Below are 17318 nucleotides of genomic sequence, written 5' to 3'. Positions count from 1 at the left end.
GCCCTGTCGACGGCGAGGATCTGACCGAATCCTTTCCGAACAGCCTTAACCGGTGGTTAAGGCGCCCGCGCGGAGAGGCTCAACGCGTCCCGAAGATCCTGCCCGTCGGTCAGGCGAAGGCCGCGGCGGCGCAGCGCGGCCAGCATCGCGCGGTCGGGGAACGGGCAGTAGGGCAGAACGGGCTCGGACCGCCCCTCCGGCAGGGTTCCGCTCCGGGTGACGTCCTCGAGCAACCGGTCAAGCATCCCGCGCCCGTGGGCGTGGAGCGCCACCGAGGCCCGGGTCGCGGTGGTACCCTCGGGCAGCGCCAGCGCCTCCTGGGCGAGGATCGCGCCGGTGTCGATCGCGGCGGCCAGCCGGTGCAGGGTCATGCCGAACTGCCCGGGCCCGTCGGCCAGCGCGTGGATCGTCGGCACCGGGCCCCGGTGGCGGGGCAGCAGGCCGGGATGCCCGTTGATCCCGCCGAGCCGCGCCAGCCCGATGGTCTCGGGCTTCAGGATCTGGTCGAAATGGTAGGTGAGGATCAGGTCCGGCGCCGCGTCCCGGAGGGCCCGCGCGACGTCGGGACCGTTGACGTCGTCGACCGTCAGGGTCGGGACGCCGAGGCGGCGGCACAGGGTCCTGAGCGGCGTCGCCTCCGGCGCGTCGCCGCTTCCCGACGCCGCCTGGGTCAGGGGTGCCAGGGGCCGCAGCAGGTCCGGCAGGCCGAAATTGACCGCGAGGTAGGGCAGGATCCCGGGGCCCGAGCGCGCGAGGTGCCGCCGGATTTGCCCCGTGAGGCCGCCGCTCGACGGCCGCTCGGCGTTGGAGAGCCCGACCAGCGCGATGTCGGCCCGGAGATCGGCGACGAGCCGGCGCACCGCGCGGGCGTTCGGCAGTGCCTCCAGAACGAACAGCGCGATCCGGGGTCGCGCCATCAGCGCCGCTTCCGGCGCTGGAAACGGAAGGCGTAGAGGCCGGCCTTGCGGACGTTCTCGGGCAGGAGCAGCACGGTGCGCGCGAGCGCCGTGAGGATGAACGGGAACGCGATCACGTCGCGGTTGGCCGCGATGCCCTTGGCGATCCGCACGGCCGCCTCCTCGGCGCTGATCTCGAGCGGCCGCCAACCCTTGAGCTCGCCGCCCATCGGCGTCTTCACGTAGCCCGGGGTGACGACGTTGACCTTCACGCCGCGGGGCGCGACCTTCTGGCGCAGGGCGAGACCGTGGGCGACGAGCGCGGCCTTGGCACCGCTATAGGCCGGCGCGTCCTGGAGCGGCGCGTAGGCCGCGAGCGACGACAGCAGCACGATCTGGCCGCGCCCGCGCTGGAGCATCAGCGTCAGGGCGGGCAGGATTACGTTGAGCGTGCCGGTGTAATTGATGTCGGCGGTCTCGAAGGCCACATCCTCGGCCTCCACCTGCCCTTCCTGGTTGCCGCCGTTCACCGCCGCGTTGGCGATGACGAGGTCGAGGGGGGCCTCGGCATCCGACCGGTGGACCAGCGCCACGGTGGCGGCCCGGTCGCGGGTGTCGAGGCGGGCGGTCTCGACGGCGGCGCCGCTGGCGCGGCAGTCCCGGGCGACCGCCTCCAGCCGCTCGGCGTTGCGGCCGACGAGGATGAGGCTCGCGCCGGTTTGCGCGTAATGGCGCGCCAGCGCGGCGCCGATGCCGCTCGACGCGCCGGTGATCAGAATGCGGGGCATGGGGCGGGTTACGCCGCCGCGCGGGGAAAGATCAAGGCCGGGAACGGCTCACCGGCGGTTAAACGCGCTTCAAAGGCCGCCGAATGGCGACGGCCCGGGAGCCGGGCGAGCCCGGTCAGTAGACCGGCGCGAGCTCGCCGTCGCGCTCGGCTGCCTCACTCACCGCCCGCGCCGCCGCCAGCATCGCGTCGGGGAGGGCGGCCTCCATCCGCGGTACCGAGCCGGCCACCGCGCGGTCGATCGCCTCCTTGGAGAAGAAGCCGCCGTTGACCTGGGTCCGGTGCAGGACCACGCGGCGGAAATCCGCCATCAGGTCCGTCTCCGGCGGCGTCGGATTCTTCCAGAAGCTGTCGAGGTCGCCCTGATGGGTCAGGCCGGCCATGTTGTAGATCGCGGTGCCGACCGCGTGGGTCGGGCAGCCCATCTCCAGGGACAGCATCCCCACCGTCGAGTTGACGATGACCACGCCGCGGGCGCCCTTGATCAGGGCCGGCAGGTCGCCGCCGTCGATGAAGTCGAGCCGGTCGCTGACGCCGTGGCGGCGGGCCGAGGCGCGGGCGAACTTGCGCCAGTTGATCAGGCCGCTGTCGAGCGGGTGCAGCTTCACCAGCAGCCGGGTCGGCGCCGACGAGCCGTCCGCGAAGGACTTGATCACCCGGTCCATGAAGCCCTCGACGCCGAGGAACGGCGAGTGGACCCGGATCTGGTAGTCGCTGTCGAGCTGCAGCGGCAGCAGGAAGTAGTCGCAGCCGACCGCGCGGTAGATCTCGTCGCAGCGCGCCGCCTCGCGGCGGGTATGCGCGCGGCGGGCGAACTTCTTGATCCAGCCCGCATACTCGGCCGCGATATGGGTCGGCCGGTGGCTGCGGAAATGGGGGAAGAGGTAGGGGAACAGGACGTTGGCGAGGTTGTAGCCGACGTCCCAGACGCTGCGCCGGGCCATGTCGCCCGTGGAGGGCATCGCCCGGCCGGGTTGCGGCAGGCGCCGCGCCAGGGCGCGGATCTCGGCGGCCGTCCGGGGGAGGGACGAGAAGCCGTTCACGCCGCCCAGCTCGCAGGTGATCCAGTTCGGGCGGATATAGCCCTCCTCGAACACGTGCACCCGCAGGCCGCGATACTCGGCGATCATGCGGGCCGCCTTGTGGAACGGCCGGCAATCGCCGAACAGCACGATGTCGGTCACGCCCTCGCGATCGAGATAGGCGTCGAGATACTCGCCCCAGGTCTCGCGGCGACCGCGGTAATTCTCGGCCTCGCCGCTCCAGAACAGCCAGTCGCCGGGGCAGAGATTGATGCGCCGGACGGAGTGTCCCCGCGCGCGCAGCGCCTGTCCGAGATCGGAGAAGAACGGCGTCGCGATGCCCTGCAGGAAGAGGAAGGTCGCGGGGCGGTCGCGGAGGGCGTCGAGGGCGGGCTGTTGCATTCCGCGGCGCTTCTGTCCTTGACCCTGGGCCGGATGAACCGAACCGGCGAGAGACTCTTGAGGTGGCACGGTGCCCGGCGAGCCCGCAATCCGAAGCCATGCCGCGGCATGGCGTTTCCGCGCCGGCGTGGCCCGTCTGCAACGGTCCCGCGTCTGCGGCCTAGCCTCCGGAATAGGCGGGCAATCGCGGCGACGATATGTCCAAATCCTTTCCAGGACGTGGCGACGGCGACGCGCGCTCAGGTTGTCCCCGCGTTGCATCACCATCCCATGCCGGCGAAAATGCGCTACAGGCCTGTTCCGCACCTCACCCGACCGGAGCCGGACGCACCCACCATGCCCGCAGACCCGACCCCGTCGCTCTACGCGACCGGCCGCACGATCCGCCGCCTGCGGGCGGAGATCGAGGCCGCGACGGGCCTCGCCTTCGGTCCGGCGCGCCCCGGCGCCGTCGGCGCGACCTGGGGCGCGGGGAGCCTCGCCGGGCGCCTGCTGGCGCTGACGGGGCGGCGCCGGCTCGTGGTCGCGCCCGGGCCGCTCCTGAGCCCCTACGACTCGCCGGAGTCCGGCTTCGCATCCCTGCGGATCACCCTCGACGGGGCGCCTCTCGGCGGGGAGGGCGGCGTCCATTACCTCGACCCCTGGACCGGGGCGCCGATCGACCGCGCGACCTGCGCCGAGCGGGTGGCGTGGCTCGCCACGCGCTTTGCCGAGAACGACCGGCGGGTGGTCTATGTCGGGATGTCGCGCTGGAAGCGGCCCGCCCTCGACGTCCTGGGCGCGGGCCCCGCCGGCCGGCCGATCCACACCATGACCACCGAGGCCGCGATCGCCGCGGGACAGCGCCACGGCGGCCGCCTCCTCGCCTGGGCGACGCGGGCGCCCGGTCAGCTCGAGGAAGCCTGCGCGCGGGCCGGCCTGCCGCTGGCCCGCGTGGAGGACGGGTTCCTGCGCTCCGTGGGGCTCGGCGCCAGCCTGCAGCCCGGCGCCTCCATCGTGGTGGACGACCTCGGCATCTACTACGACCCGCGCCGGGAGAGCCGCCTGCAGCGGCTGCTCGCCGAGGCCGACTTCACGCCGGACCTCGTCGCCCGGGCGCGGCGCCTGCGCGAGGAGGTCGTGGCGCGCCGGCTCAGCAAGTACAATGTCGGCCTCGACGCCGCCGCGCTCGACTGGCCGGCCGGCCGGCGGATCGTCCTCGTGCCCGGCCAGGTGGAGGACGACGCCTCGGTGCGCCACGGCTCGCCGCTGGTCCGCTCGAACCGGGCGCTGCTGGAGGCGGCGCGGCGGCGCAACCCGGACGCGTTCCTGCTCTACAAGCCGCATCCCGACGTGGAGGCCGGCTTCCGGCCCGGCATCATCCCGGAGGCGGAGGCCCTGACCCTGGCCGACCGGATCGTGGGCGGCATCAGCATCGTCGACCTCCTCGACCGGGTGCATCACGTCGAGACCATGACGTCCCTCGCCGGGTTCGAGGCCCTGATCCGCGGCCTCACCGTGGCGACCCACGGCCGGCCGTTCTACTCCGGCTGGGGCCTGTCGGAGGATCTCGCGCCGGGCGCCGACCGCGGCCGCCGGCTGAGCCTCGATGAGCTGGTGGCCGGCGCCATGATCCTCTACGCGCGCTACCTCGACCCGGTGGCGATGAAGCCGTGCACGCCGGAACAGCTCCTCGACCGCCTCAGCGCGGCCCGGGCGGCGGCGCCGCGCAACGCCCTCTCCCTCGGCCGGACGGCCCACCTGGTGATGCGTGCCCGCTACGGCCTCCTCAATCCCGTCGTGCGGGCCCTGCGCAGCCGGCGCGGCGTCGGCCGCGAGGCCGGCGGCGGACCGCGCTAGGGCGCGGCGCGCGGCGCGAATCCGGTTCCGCGAGACCCTGATGTGACACCAAAGCGATAGCGCGCGCTGCTAGAGTCCGCCCGCAACCGCCCGCCCCGGGACCGTTTCCGATCATTCCGGATCAGGAACGGCTCGCAAGCCCTTGCTCCCGCGCGCTGTTTCCTGCCGGACCGGATGCCGGCGGCGAGCAGGCCCGCCCCACGCCGAGTGCCCGTGTCTTGACGACGTTCCTCATCGCCACCGGTCTCGCGCTCGCCGTGTGCCTCGCCCTGGAGGCGTTCGCGGGCGACTCGATCACGCGGGCGAGCCTCGCGCCCCGGGATCTCGGCCTGCGGCTGCTCGGCTACCTGTTGATCCTGCTGTTCTGGTTCGAGTTCTCCTGGCGGCCCTGGCTCGCGGGGCTGACCTGCGTGATCACCGTGGCGATCCTGATCGTCGTCAGCCGCGCGAAGCGCTCGGTGATCGGCGAGCCGCTGCTGTTCAGCGATTTCGCCCTGCTGCCCCAGGTGCCGCGGCATCCGCAGCTCTACTACATCCCGCCCCTGTGGGACCCGCGCATCGCCGTGCCGGTCCTGCTCACCGCGGCGTTCACCGCCCTTTGGTACTGGATCGAGCCGAGCGTGCTGCCCGCCGCGACCCTGCCGCGGGTGCTGGCGATGCTCGGCCTCCCGCTCGCGCTCTGGCTGCTGGTCAAGGCCGCCCCGCGGCCGCCGCTCGCCCGGCTGATAGCCCGCTGGTTCCCCGAGCCCGACCTGGAGGCCGACGTGACCCGGGTCGGCCTCCCGGCGAGCCTCCTCGGCTACACCGCCCGCGCGATGGCGGGCGGCGTGCCGGTGCCCGCGGCGCCGACGCTGCCGGAGGGCCCGGGCGACGATGTCGTCGTGGTGATCCAGCTCGAATCCTTCGTCGATCCGGAGCGGCTCGGCGGCGCGAAACTGCCGGCGATGGACCTGTTCCGAACCCGGGCCGCGCAGTACGGGCGCCTGCGGGTTCCGGCGCACGGCGCCTACACGATGCGCAGCGAGCACGCGGTGCTCACAGGCCGTCCGTCCGAGAGCCTCGGCTTCGGCCGCTACGACCCCTACACGTCGCGCAGCGGCGACGAGCCGACGAGCCTCGCCCGGCTCGCCGGGAGTCGGGGCTACGGGACCCTGTTCCTGCACCCGTTCCACCGCGACTTCTTCCGCCGGGCGCGGGTGATGGAGGCCTTCGGCTTCGCCGATCTCGTGATGGGCGAGGCGTTCGCGGAGGCGCCGCGCGTCGGGCCCTATGTCGGGGACGTCGCCCTCGGCGCGCGCCTCCTCGCGGAAGTCCGGGCCCGGCGCGCGCCGCTGTTCCTGTTCTGCGTGACCATGGAGAACCACGGCCCCTGGAAGCCCGGGCGGCTGCCGGGCATCGACGATCAGCAGGCGCAGTACCTCCATCACGTCGCCAATACCGGGCGGATGGTCGAGGATCTCGTCGCGGGCCTGGACGCCGTCGCCCGCGAGCGCGGCCAGACCATCACGCTCTGCGTGTTCGGCGACCACGCACCGTCGCTGCCGAGCTGCAAGCCGGGCTTCGGCGGGCGGACGACCGAGTACGCCCTGTTCCGCTTCGGCCGCCCGCAGGCGGTCCCGCGCCGCGCCGACATCGCCGCCGACGAGCTCGGTCGGGCGCTCCGCGGGGCCCTCGCGACGGCACCTGCGGACATCGCCGCGGGGACATGATACGGTTAAGCTTGCGCGGCATAAGCGTGGCCGTGCCACGCTGGTGACGCATTGCCCGCGGATAGCGCGACCGTCCGCACGGCGGCCGCCGCACCGGCGCGGTCGTTAAAGCGATCGCAGCGTTTGGCGGTCAAACTGGGTATCCCGGCCCGGGCCAGCGATGGCGCGGGCTCGGCGAGGAGAAATCTTTGTGATGCTGCGTAAGACGGCGTGCACCGCCCTGATGGCCGCCCTCGCGGCTGGATCTGCCGGCGGCTGCACGTACATGCCCGCGGCGGGTCCGACGGCGAGCGCGATCCAGGCCGGGGCCGAGGTCGCCACGGCCGACGGCGGGATCCTTGCCCGCTACGAGATCATCGACGTCACGCCCTCCGTGGTCGAGGCCCTGCGCGGCCGCCCCCTCGACAGCCTGCTCGCCTCCTTCGGCGACCATCGCCCCTCCTCCGAGCCGGTCATCGGCATCGGCGACATGGTCTCGGTCTCCGTCTGGGAAGCCGGATCCGGCGGCCTGTTCTCCGGACCCCTCGTCGCCGACCGCTTCTCCGCCGGATCCAAGTCCGCCCTCATCCCCGAGCAGCCCGTCGGGCGCGACGGCGCCATCTCGGTGCCCTATGCCGGCCGCATCAAGGTCGCCGGCCGCCGCACCCAGGACGTCCAGGCGCTCATCGAGAACGAGCTCGCCGGCAAGGCCATCCAGCCCCAGGTGCTGGTCTCGGTCACCCGCCCGATCTCCCAGGCCGTCACCGTCACCGGCGAGGGCGCCGCCGGCGCTCGCCTGCCGCTCTCGGGCCACGGCGACCGCATCCTCGACGTCATCGCCGCCGCCGGCGGCAACCGCGCGCCGGTCAACGAGACCTTCGTGCGGCTCTCGCGCGGGCCGGTGACCGCGACCGTGCCGCTGACCACGGTGGTGTCGAACCCGCGTGAGAACATCTACCTGCGGCCCAACGACGTGCTGACGCTCGTGCGCGACCCGCAGACCTTCATCGCGGTGGGCGCGCTGGGCAACAGCACCGAGCTGCCGTTCCAGGCCGACGGCATCACGCTGGCGCAGGCGCTGGCCAAGGCGCGCGGCCTGTCGGACTTCGCCGCCGACCCGGCCGGGACGTTCATCTTCCGGTTCGAGCCGGCCAGCGTCGTGCGCCGGCTCAGCCCCGGCTCGAAGCTTCTGGGCACGCCCCTGGTGCCGGTCGTCTACCGGATCGACATGCGCGACCCCAACAGCCTGTTCGTGTCCCAGGCGTTCCGCATGCGCAACCGCGACCTGATCTACGTGTCGAACGCACCCTTCACCGAGGTCCAGAAGGTCCTCACTGCCTTCAACGGCGTCACGGGCCCCGTTTCCTCGGCCGCCCTGGCCTATTCCTACGCCAAGTAAGGCGGCGCACCGCGACGCGGGCACCCACCCCACCGCGCGACGGACGCCAGGTTCGCGTCGCGCCGATCCGGCCGATGCGCGCGTCCGACCGAGACCGCGGAGACCGGTCGCCCGAATGCCGAAGGGGGCGCGGATGTGATCCGCGCCCCCTTCTTCGTAACGCTCTCGGGGAACCGGGGCTCCCGGCCCCGGCCGGGCTCAGACGCGCTTCGCCAGCAGTTGCTCGATCAGCGAGCCGCCCTTGTCGATGGCGGCGAGCTCCTCCGCCACCGCGTTCACGGTGTCGCGGATCTGGTCGGGGGTGTGCTCGGAGGTGAGGAAGAAGCGCAGGCGCGAGGCCCGCTCCGGCACGGCCGGGTGGATGATCGGCTGCACGTTGATGCCCCGGCGGAACAGCCGGTCCGACAGCGTCACCGCCTTCAGCGAGTCGCCGACGATGATCGGCACGACCGCGAGGCCGAGGCTGAAGCCGGTGTCGAGGCCGAGCTTCTTGGCGGTGGCCAGGAACAGGGTGCCGTTCTGGCGCAGGCGCTCGACCCGCTCCGGCTCGGCGTGCATCACCGCGAGGGCCGCCTCGGCGGCGGCCGCGAGCGGCGGCGACATGCCGACGCTGTACACGAAGCCGCCGGCGGTGTGCTTCAGGTACTCGATCAGCGCGATCGGGCCGCAGATGTAGCCGCCGCAGGTGGACAGCGTCTTCGACAGCGTGCCCATCCAGATGTCGACCTCGCGGGGATCGACGCCGCAATGCTCGAACAGGCCGGCGCCGGTGCGGCCGGTGACGCCGAGGCCGTGCGCTTCGTCGACCATCAGCCACGCGTCGTAGCGCTTCTTGAGGGCCACGAGCCCGGCGAGGTCCGGCGCGTCGCCGTCCATGCTGTAGAGGCCCTCGACCACGATCAGCGCCCGGCGATGCTCGTGGCGGGTCGACTGGAGCAGGGTCTCCAGGGCGTCGAGGTCGTTATGCGCGAAGGAGCGGCGCTGGGCGCCCGACAGCTGCGCGCCGGTGACGATGCTGTTGTGGGACAGCGCGTCGTGGAAGATCACGTCGCCGGCTTCCAGCAGGGCGCCGATGGTCGTGACGTTGGTGGCGTGGCCGCTCACCATCACGATGCAGCCCTCGGACTGGTAGTGCTTGGCCAAAGCCTGCTCGAGGCTGATGTGCCCGGGCCGCTCGCCCGCCACCACGCGGCTCGCCGACGCGGAGGTGCCGTAGGCCTCGATCGCCTCCCGGGCGGCGTTGCTCACCCGCGGATGACCGTTCAGGCCGAGGTAATCGTAGGACGAGAAGTTGGTGAAGCTCTTCTGGTCGATCCGCGTCGTGGCCCCGGCCTTGGCGTCGTGGACGCGGAAGAACGGGTTGCCCAGACCGATCAGGTCGGCCGCCTGGCGCTGGAGCTTCAGCTCGCGGTAGCCCGGCAGGTTCTCGAAGTTCTGCGCCGCCGACTTGCCGGCGGGAGAGGCCGTCTTGACGGGGGCCGGGCGCGGCGTCGCGCGCCCGAGCCGGTTGGTCACGAAGCCGGCGAGCGCCGCGCGCCCGCCGTCAGGCCGTGCCGTGTCGGTCATGAGTTGGTCTCTTTGATCTCGCTGGACGTCTGCTCGATGAGTTCCTTGAGAGGCGCGAGGATCTGCGCATCGACCTCACCGCCGACATGCTTCGAGACGAGGCTCATCGCGACGCCGGCCGTCTCGTCCATGGGCGCGGAAACCGCCTGAATTAAGGACTCCGACAGCTCGTTGACGGTCATGCCCGACGAAAGTCCGGCGGGCGGCGCGTCGAGGGCGAAGCGCTCCTGCAGGCTGGCGCCGAGCTCGACGCCCATCAGCGAGTCGAGGCCGATCTCCGAGAGCTGGCGCACGCGGCTGATGTCGTCCTTCGGCAGCCGTAGGATGCGGGCGATGTCCTCGACGATCGCGTCCGACACGGTCTTGCGGACCGCGTCGAGGTCGCCGCCCTTGAGCAGCGACGCGATGTTGATCGCCTGGACGCCGCCGGCCTCGGCCTGCTGGTCCGAGCCGAGTTCGGCGTAGCTCGGCGAGCGCATGGTGGCGAGACGCTCGCGCGCCTTGCCCCAGTGCATCGCCGCGATGGCGATGACCGCCTCGTCGGGGGACGTGCCCTGGCTGCCCAGCGCCTCGGCCATCAGGTCGAGGCAGCGGCGGGCCTCCATCGGTGTGACGCCGACGCGGCCGGCGAGGCCTTCCATGACCGCCTTGTTGCGGGCGAGCATGCCGACATCGCCGATGGCGCCCCAGGCCACGGCCAGCGCGGGCAGGCCGCGGCGGCGGCGCTGGCGCGCGAGTCCCTCCATGAAGCCGTTGGCGGCCACGTAGGAGCCCTGGCCCGGATTGCCGATGAAGGTCGTCGCCGAGGAGAACAGGACGAAGTAGTCGAGGCTCCGGTCGCGGGTGGCGGCGTCCAGGTGCTGGGCGCCGATCACCTTGGGGCCGATCACCGCGTCGAGCGCCGCGGCGTCGATGTTGGAGATCAGGCCGTCCTGGAGAACCGCCGCGGCGTGCAGCACGCCCGCGAGTTTCCTGCCGCCCTGCTCGATCCCGGCGATGAGCCGGTCCACCGAGGCGCGGCTCGTGATGTCGACGGCCTTCGCCTCGACGGTCACGCCCCGCGCGGTGAGCTCCGCGACGATGGCCTTGGCCTCGTCGGTGGCCGCGCCCTTGCGGCCCGCGAGCACGAGGTGCTTGGCACCCCGGTCGATCAGCCAGCGCGCCGCCTCCAGGCCGAAGCCGCCGAGGCCGCCGGTCAGCAGGTGGACGCCCTCGGCCGAGACCGTGAACGGCCGGGCCGTGTCCTTCATGATCGTGCCGGCCTTCGGCGGGCTGATCACGATCTTCCCGATATGGCCGGACTGCTGCATCAGCCGGAACGCGTCCGAGGTCTCGGCCGCCGTGAAGGGCTGGTACGGCAGGGGCTTGAGGCCGCCATCGTTGAACAGGGCCATGACCTCGCGGAACATTCGCGCGCCGTCGTCGCCCTGGTGCTGAATCACCTGGTCGAGGTCGACGCCGAAGTAGCTGAGGTTCCGCCGGAACGGGCGCAGGCCGATATGGGTGTTGGCGACGTAGTCGCGCTTGCCCAGCTCGACGAAGCGGCCGAACGGCCGGAGGGCGTTGAGCGAGCGCTCCATCGCCTCGCCGAACAGGCTGTTCAGCACGATGTCGACGCCGTCGCCGGTGATCGCTCGGACCTCGTCCACGAAGGCCAGGGAGCGGGAATCGAGCACGTGCTCGGCGCCCAGCGCCTTCACGAGGGCCCGCTTCTCGCGGGAGCCGGCCGTGGCGATGACCCGCGCGCCCTTGAGCTTGGCGATCTGCAAGGCAGCGAGTCCGACGCCGCCCGCGCCGCCGTGGACCAGCACCCACTCGCCGCGCCGCATCCGGGCACAGGAGACGAGGCCGTAATAGGCGGTGAGGAAGGCCACAGGCACGGTGGCGGCCGCCATCGGGTCGAGGCCGTGCGGCATCGGCGCGACGACGAGGTCCGGCACAACGATGTGCGTGGCGAAGCCCGACTGGGCGAAGGCGACGACCGGATCGCCGACCTTGAAGCCCTTCACGCCCGGGCCGACGGCCGTGACGCGGCCGGCACACTCGAGGCCGAGGCGGGGGCCGGCGAAGCCGTCCTCCAGGATCTCCTCGGGGAGCATCGAGAGCGCCCAGAGAACGTCGCGGAAGTTGAGGCCGGTGGCCTCGACCGCGATCTCCATCTCGCCCTTGCCGGGAGCGCGGCGCTCGGCCGGCCCCCAGACCATCTCGCTCAAGCCGCCGGTGTTGCTGCGCTCCAGGCGCGCGGCCTCGGCCGGGACGGCGTCGGCCGGATCCCGGTGCTGCGGCCGGCCGGCATGGAAGCGCACGACCTGGGTCCGCTCGTCGTCCAGCACGATCTCGGTCTCCGGGGTGCCGGAGAGGATGAGGTCGCGCAGGCGCTCGGAGGCGCGCTTCGACGACATCTCGGGGGAGAGGTCGATGCGGCGCACGTCGAGGTTCGGGGCTTCGTTGGCGAGCGTGCGGGAGAAGGCCCACACGCCGGCCTCGATGTTGGTGGTCTGGCCGCCGCGGTCGCGGGTCGCGCCCGGGGCCACGACCCAGAGCTTGGTCTGTCGGGATCCCAGGTGCTCGGTGCAGCGCTTCAGGCTGAGGCAGCGATCGCGCAGGCGCTCGGACGCCTCGCCGCCGCGGGTGAAGGCGCCGGCCAGGAACACCACCGTGTCGGGGGTCTCCTTCTCCAGCTCCATCAGGGAGGTCTCGGAGTCGAGGATGATCGAGACGTGCACGCCGCCAGCGACCAGCAGGGTCGCCAGGGAGGAGGCGGTCTCGGCCGCGAACTCGTCGTCCGAGCCGATGATGAAGGCGAAGCTCTGCGCCGGGGCCGGACCCGGGCGCACCGGCGCCTCGGCCGTCAGCAGCAGGTCGTCGCCGTTGGCGGAGGCGGCCCGCTCGACCTCGACCTTGACCAGGCCGTGGGCGCTCAGGATGCGCTGCCAGCCCTCGATGTCCTCGAGCCGGCCCACGGGCAGGCCGCCCGCGGCCTCCTCGAACCAGCCGGCCGTCAGGCCGAACACGAGGTCGCGGAACAGGGAGGCGCCCGGCTCCACGGCCACCAGCAGGCCGCCGGTGGCGAGCGCCCCGGCGAGCTGGCCCGGCAGGGCCCGGTCGCCGCGATGCAGGCTGCCCGACGCCAGGATCAGGTCGAAGCTGCCAAGCGCGAGCTCCTCGGCGGTCTCGACCACGGCGGCGGCACGGCCGAGCGACAGGCGGGCGCGCTCGGCGAGCCGGCGGTCGGTCTCGAAGACGGTGAGCCGGGCCTCGGCGGCGGACGCGAAGGTCGCGGTCTGGGCCGAGAGCGGGCCGAAGCCGACCTGCAGGACCCGCAGCGCCCGCTCTTTCGGGAGCTGGGCAAGGCTCCGCTCGATCAGGCCGGCGACCACGTCGGCGCCGTGGCGCGCGGTGGCCGAGCGCAGCACGAAGGCGTCGATCGCCCCCTGCGGCAGGGACGGTGCGTCGGTGAGCGTGCCGGCGAGCAACCGGTCGACCAGGGCGCCGACATCGGCGATCAGCACGAGTTCGGCCGAGAGGTCCGGATGGTCGCCGGCGATCCAGCGCATGATCTCGTCGGGCGCCGGCAGGGCGGAGCCGTCGCCGAGCGTCCAGTTCTGGCCGGCGCGCTCGGCGAGGCCGCTGCTCTCCAGGGCGTAGAGCGCGTTCAGCAGCCAGGGGCGCAGGGCCTCCGGCACGCGGCTGTCAGTGACCGAGACGGTCTCCCCCTGCGCCAGCCCGGAGGCGAGGCGGTAGGCGAGCGAGGTCGCCCAGCCCTCCAGCAGGAGGTGGCCCGGCGACAGGGCGGCGTCGGACGGCCCCTTCGCCTCGGCGGCGAGCGGGCGCAGACGCGCGGCCACGCTCGGGCGGCGCTCCATCGGGATCGCGGTCGGCTCGGTGGCGAGCTCCGGCACCTGCGAGATCGCGAAGGTCGAGAGGTCGCCGCCGCTCTTGGCGCGCAGGGCCTGGAACCGGCCCTCGCGGATCGTCGCGATGACCGCGCCCTCGGCGTCGAGGAGCGTGAAGTCGGCCAGGATCGAGCGCTCATTGCAGCGGCGGGTGCGGATGATCGAGCGGGCGATCACCGCGCCGGGGCGCAGCATCCGGACCTCGCCGAAGCGCACCGGGATGTAGGCCTTGCCGCCGTTCTCGCCGAGCAGGTCGGCGAACAGCAGGATCAGCCCGTGGAAGCACGCGTCGAGCCGGTTCGGCACCAGGCCGTAGCGGGTGTCGGGCTCGGCCGGCAGTAGGTCGGAGACGATCGTGGCGTCGTCGAGCCGCGCGCTCATCGCCACCTGCTGGAAGCTCGGGCCGAAGCCGAGCCCGGAGGCGAGGGCCTTGGCGTAGAGCGCGTCGCCGGTGAGCACGTGGTCGCCCGCGGTCTCGAAGCTGAAGCCGTCGAGATCCGGTGTCTTCGGGGCCGAGAAGGTGCCCTCGACGATCTTGGCCTGGGCGTGCAGCTGCCAGGGGGTCTGGGTCAGGCGGGGCCGGCTCAGCACCTGGATGCCGTTGCCGGAGCCCGACAGGCGCACCGCGACCTCGCGCAGGGCGTCCTCGGCGAACACCATCGGCGCCACGATCTCGAAGTCGGCCAGCACGACCTCGTCGTCGCGCAGGGCCTCGCGAACGCAGGCCAGGGCCATCTCGACGAAGCCGGCGCCCGGCATGATCACCTGGCCGTCGACCTTGTGATCCTCCAGTTCCGGCACGGTCACCGGGTCGACGAAGCCGTTCCACTCCAGCCCGTCGAAGGTCGTGCGCGACCCGATCAGCGGGTGATAGGGGCGGGGGCTCATCGCGCCGACGCCCTCGGTGGTGTCGGCGAGGCGGAACGGGCGGCGCTGCCACGGGTAGGAGGGCAGGCGGACGTCGCCCTTCGGGGCGTCGCCGAACAGCAGCGTCTCGTCGACCTGCGCGCCCTGGACGAGGGCGGCGCTGACCGCCTTGGCGATCGGGTCGCCGCCGGAAGCCTTGCGGTGCATCACGCCGACCGTGGCGGTCTCGATGCCCAGCGGCTCTACCGCGTCGCCGACGTGCGACATCAGGGTCGCGCGCGGGCCGACCTCCACGAACACGCGGGCGCCGCGGCGGGTGGCGTCCTGCACGGCCTCGCAGAAGCGCACGGGCTCGCGGATGTTGCGCCACCAGTAGCCGGCGCCGAAATTCTCGCCGCCCAGCACCGAGCCGGTCACGGTCGAGACCATCGCGGTGGTGCCGGTCCGCGACTTGAGGCCCGCGAGGTCGCGCAGCAGCGGCTTCTCGGTCGGGTCCATCAGCCGTCCGTGGAAGGCGTAGGCGAGGTCGAGCTTGCGGCCGCGGCGGCGCTTGCGCGACAGGGCCTTGATGGCGGCGTCGATGTCGGCCACCGGCCCGGCGACCGTGACGGCCTTGGGGCTGTTGTAGGCGGCGATGTCGAGGGTCGGGTAATCCTTGAGGAAGGTCTCGACCTCCTCGGCCGGCATCAGCAGCACCGCCATGGTGCCCTGGCCGTGCGTCGTCTCCTGGTGGTGGCTGCGGTAGTAGATGACCCGGACCGCGTCCTCCAGGCTGAGGATCCCGGCGGCCTCGGCGGCCGCGATCTCGCCCACGGAGTGGCCGAGGACGTAGGACGGGATCAGGCCTTTCGCCTTGAGCGCGGCCGTCGAGGCGCTCTCGATGGCGAAGATCAGCGGCTGCGAGACGCTGGTCAGCGCGAGGCGCTCGTCGAGGTCGTCGGCGTAGAGCGCGTCCTTCAGCGACCAGTCCGAGTAGGCCCGGAACAGGGTGTCGATCCGGTCGAAGGTCGCGCGGAAGGCCGCGTTCTCCTCGTAGGCCTCGCGGCCCATGCCGGCCCACTGGCTGCCGTTGCCGGAATAGATGAAGGCCACCTCGGCGACGCGGTCGACCGCGGTGCCGGTGAAGGCGTCCTGCGTGTCCTCGCCCTCGCCGACGGCGCGGAGCGCGGCGGCGACGTCGGTCTTGCCGTCCAGGGCGACGGCGAGGCGGGCGGGCATGCGCTCGCGGCGATGCGCCACCGCGGCCGCCACGGTCGCGACCTGCTCGGGGGCTGCCTCGAGGCGCTCGGCGTAGTCGAGGGCGAGCTCGTTCAGGGCGGCCCGGCTCTGCGCCGAGAGCAGCAGCACCTGGGCCTGGGGCTCCGCGGTCGCCGCGGCGGGCTTCGACCAGGCCGGGGCGTCGGTGATGACGACGTGGGCGTTGGTGCCGCCGAAGCCGAAGGAGTTGACGCCGGCGAAGCGCTCGCGCGAGCCGCGGCCGATCTTCAGCGGCGCTCGCACGACGTCCAGGTTGAGCTCGCCGAAGGGGATCTCGGGATTGAGTTCGGCCGCGTGCAGCGACGGCGGGACGAGATCGTGCTCGAGCGCCAGAGTCGCCTTCATCAGGCCGGCGAGGCCGGAGACCGGCTCGGTGTGGCCGATATTGGTCTTGATCGAGCCGATCGGCAGCGGCGCCTGCCGGCCGCGGCCGAGCTTCGAGCCGATGGCCGAGGCCTCGATCGGGTCGCCCACCGGCGTGCCGGTGCCGTGCGCCTCCATGAAGGCGAGGTCGTCGAGGCGGATCTCGGCCTCGCGGTAGACCTTCTCCAGCAGGGCGCCCTGGGCGTAGCCCGAGGGGAGGGAGATGCCGGTGGTACGGCCGTCGGAGTTGATGCCGGAGGCGGCGACGACCGCGCGCACGGTGGCGCCGTTGCGCCGCGCGGCCTCGGCCGACTGCAGCACGAACACCACGCCGCCCTCGGAGCGCACGTAGCCGTCCGCGTTCTTGGAGAACGCCTGGCACAGGCCGGTGCGCGAGAGCATCTGCGCGGTGGAGAAGCAGATGAAGTTGAACGGGCTCGCCAGCACGTTCACGCCGGCGACGACCGCGGTGTCCACGCGGCCCGACCGGATCGCCTGCACGGCGTTGTCGAAGGCGACGAGCGAGGACGAGCAGGCCGTGTCGACCGTGAAGCTCGGGCCCTTGAGGTCGAAGATGTAGGAGATGCGGTTCGAGATGATCGAGAGCGTGTTGCCGGTCGCCGCGTAAGCGTCGCCCGACGGCGCGTCGAGGATGCGCAGGTTGCCGTAATCGAGGGACGAGGCGCCGACGAACACGCCGATATTGCTGCCGGCCACGCTCGACGGGCGCAGGCCCGCGTCCTCGAGGGCTTCCCAGGTCAGCTCGAGCAGCATCCGCTGCTGCGGATCCATCTGCTCGGCCTCGCGGGGCGAGATGCCGAAGACCGACGGGTCGAACGACCAGACGTCGTCGATGACACCGGCCGCCCAAGTGTAGCTCTTGCCGCGCTCATGGGCGCGCGGATGGGCGAACCGCTCCAGGGAGAACCGGTCGGCCGGCACCTTGCTGACGGCGCAGCGCCCTTCGGACAGGAGTGACCAGAGCCCATCCACGCTGGGGGCCCCGGGCAGTCGGCATGCGCGTCCGACGATCGCAATGTCTGTACGTTGTGTCACGTTCGGTTCGCACACGCTCGTTATCGGAAGTCGGCTCGGCTCTCGACGAGTGAGTACCCTCTCACCCCTTACTGTGGCACCATTGCGGTGTCCAACCAGCCCTAACGCGAGGTCATCCCCGCGTGGCAAAATTGCCAGAGGCTGTGACATGTATTCATCAGAAGCTTATCCAATTCCTACGGTCAAAACGCCAAGTTTGAACCGCCGGACCGGCTGCCGAGACGCGGGCTCGATCACGAGAAAGCCACAGTTGCGCCTCCGCGGACGCCGCCCGTCTAGC

At 72.3% G+C, this 17318-nt stretch carries 8 protein-coding genes; 3 read left to right on the top strand and 5 right to left on the bottom strand.

Annotated elements, in window-relative coordinates:
• Positions 1 to 56 precede the first annotated feature (56 nt).
• From ACX9MN_RS01085 to ACX9MN_RS01075, 3 genes are all read right to left on the bottom strand, one after another.
• The gene (locus tag ACX9MN_RS01085; RefSeq protein ID WP_489723541.1) at positions 57 to 917 is read right to left on the bottom strand and encodes a formyltransferase family protein; all 861 of its coding nucleotides are present in this window, start codon (positions 915 to 917) and stop codon (positions 57 to 59) included.
• A complete protein-coding gene (locus ACX9MN_RS01080) occupies positions 917 to 1684 on the bottom strand; it encodes an SDR family NAD(P)-dependent oxidoreductase (protein ID WP_020093749.1) in 768 nt (255 codons plus the stop codon). The genes ACX9MN_RS01085 and ACX9MN_RS01080 overlap by 1 nt, the downstream gene beginning before the upstream one ends.
• Before the next feature lie 115 nt (positions 1685 to 1799).
• Positions 1800 to 3107, bottom strand: a complete 1308-nt coding sequence (locus ACX9MN_RS01075) for a capsule polysaccharide biogenesis protein (protein WP_020093750.1) — start codon at positions 3105 to 3107, stop codon at positions 1800 to 1802.
• A 336-nt stretch (positions 3108 to 3443) separates the two neighbouring features.
• Here ACX9MN_RS01075 and ACX9MN_RS01070 point away from each other — a divergent pair, with 336 nt between their 5' ends.
• The 3 genes from ACX9MN_RS01070 to ACX9MN_RS01060 all read left to right on the top strand — a co-directional run bounded on the left by ACX9MN_RS01070 (position 3444) and on the right by ACX9MN_RS01060 (position 8033).
• On the top strand, positions 3444 to 4946 hold the full coding sequence (locus ACX9MN_RS01070; RefSeq protein ID WP_056525686.1) for a capsular polysaccharide export protein, LipB/KpsS family: 1503 nt from the start codon (positions 3444 to 3446) through the stop codon (positions 4944 to 4946).
• A gap of 218 nt (positions 4947 to 5164) precedes the next feature.
• Positions 5165 to 6655: an LTA synthase family protein gene (locus tag ACX9MN_RS01065; protein ID WP_132366820.1), complete on the top strand. Its 1491-nt coding sequence runs from the start codon at positions 5165 to 5167 to the stop codon at positions 6653 to 6655.
• Positions 6656 to 6848: 193 nt separating this feature from the next.
• Complete coding sequence (locus ACX9MN_RS01060; protein ID WP_234081000.1) at positions 6849 to 8033, top strand: polysaccharide biosynthesis/export family protein; 1185 nt, start codon at positions 6849 to 6851, stop codon at positions 8031 to 8033.
• Positions 8034 to 8231: 198 nt separating this feature from the next.
• Here ACX9MN_RS01060 and ACX9MN_RS01055 read toward each other — a convergent pair whose 3' ends face one another.
• Positions 8232 to 9599, bottom strand: coding sequence for an aminotransferase class I/II-fold pyridoxal phosphate-dependent enzyme (locus ACX9MN_RS01055; protein ID WP_012317954.1), 1368 nt, complete (start codon positions 9597 to 9599; stop codon positions 8232 to 8234).
• Positions 9596 to 17038, bottom strand: a complete 7443-nt coding sequence (locus ACX9MN_RS01050) for an SDR family NAD(P)-dependent oxidoreductase (protein ID WP_489723540.1) — start codon at positions 17036 to 17038, stop codon at positions 9596 to 9598. Before ACX9MN_RS01050 ends, ACX9MN_RS01055 begins: the two co-directional genes overlap by 4 nt.
• Between the last annotated feature and the right edge of the window lie 280 nt (positions 17039 to 17318).

This window comes from Methylobacterium sp. 1A (assembly GCF_058072805.1).
The sequence above is the reverse complement of the archived record's forward strand: the minus strand, read 5'-3'. Positions and strand labels throughout refer to the sequence as shown.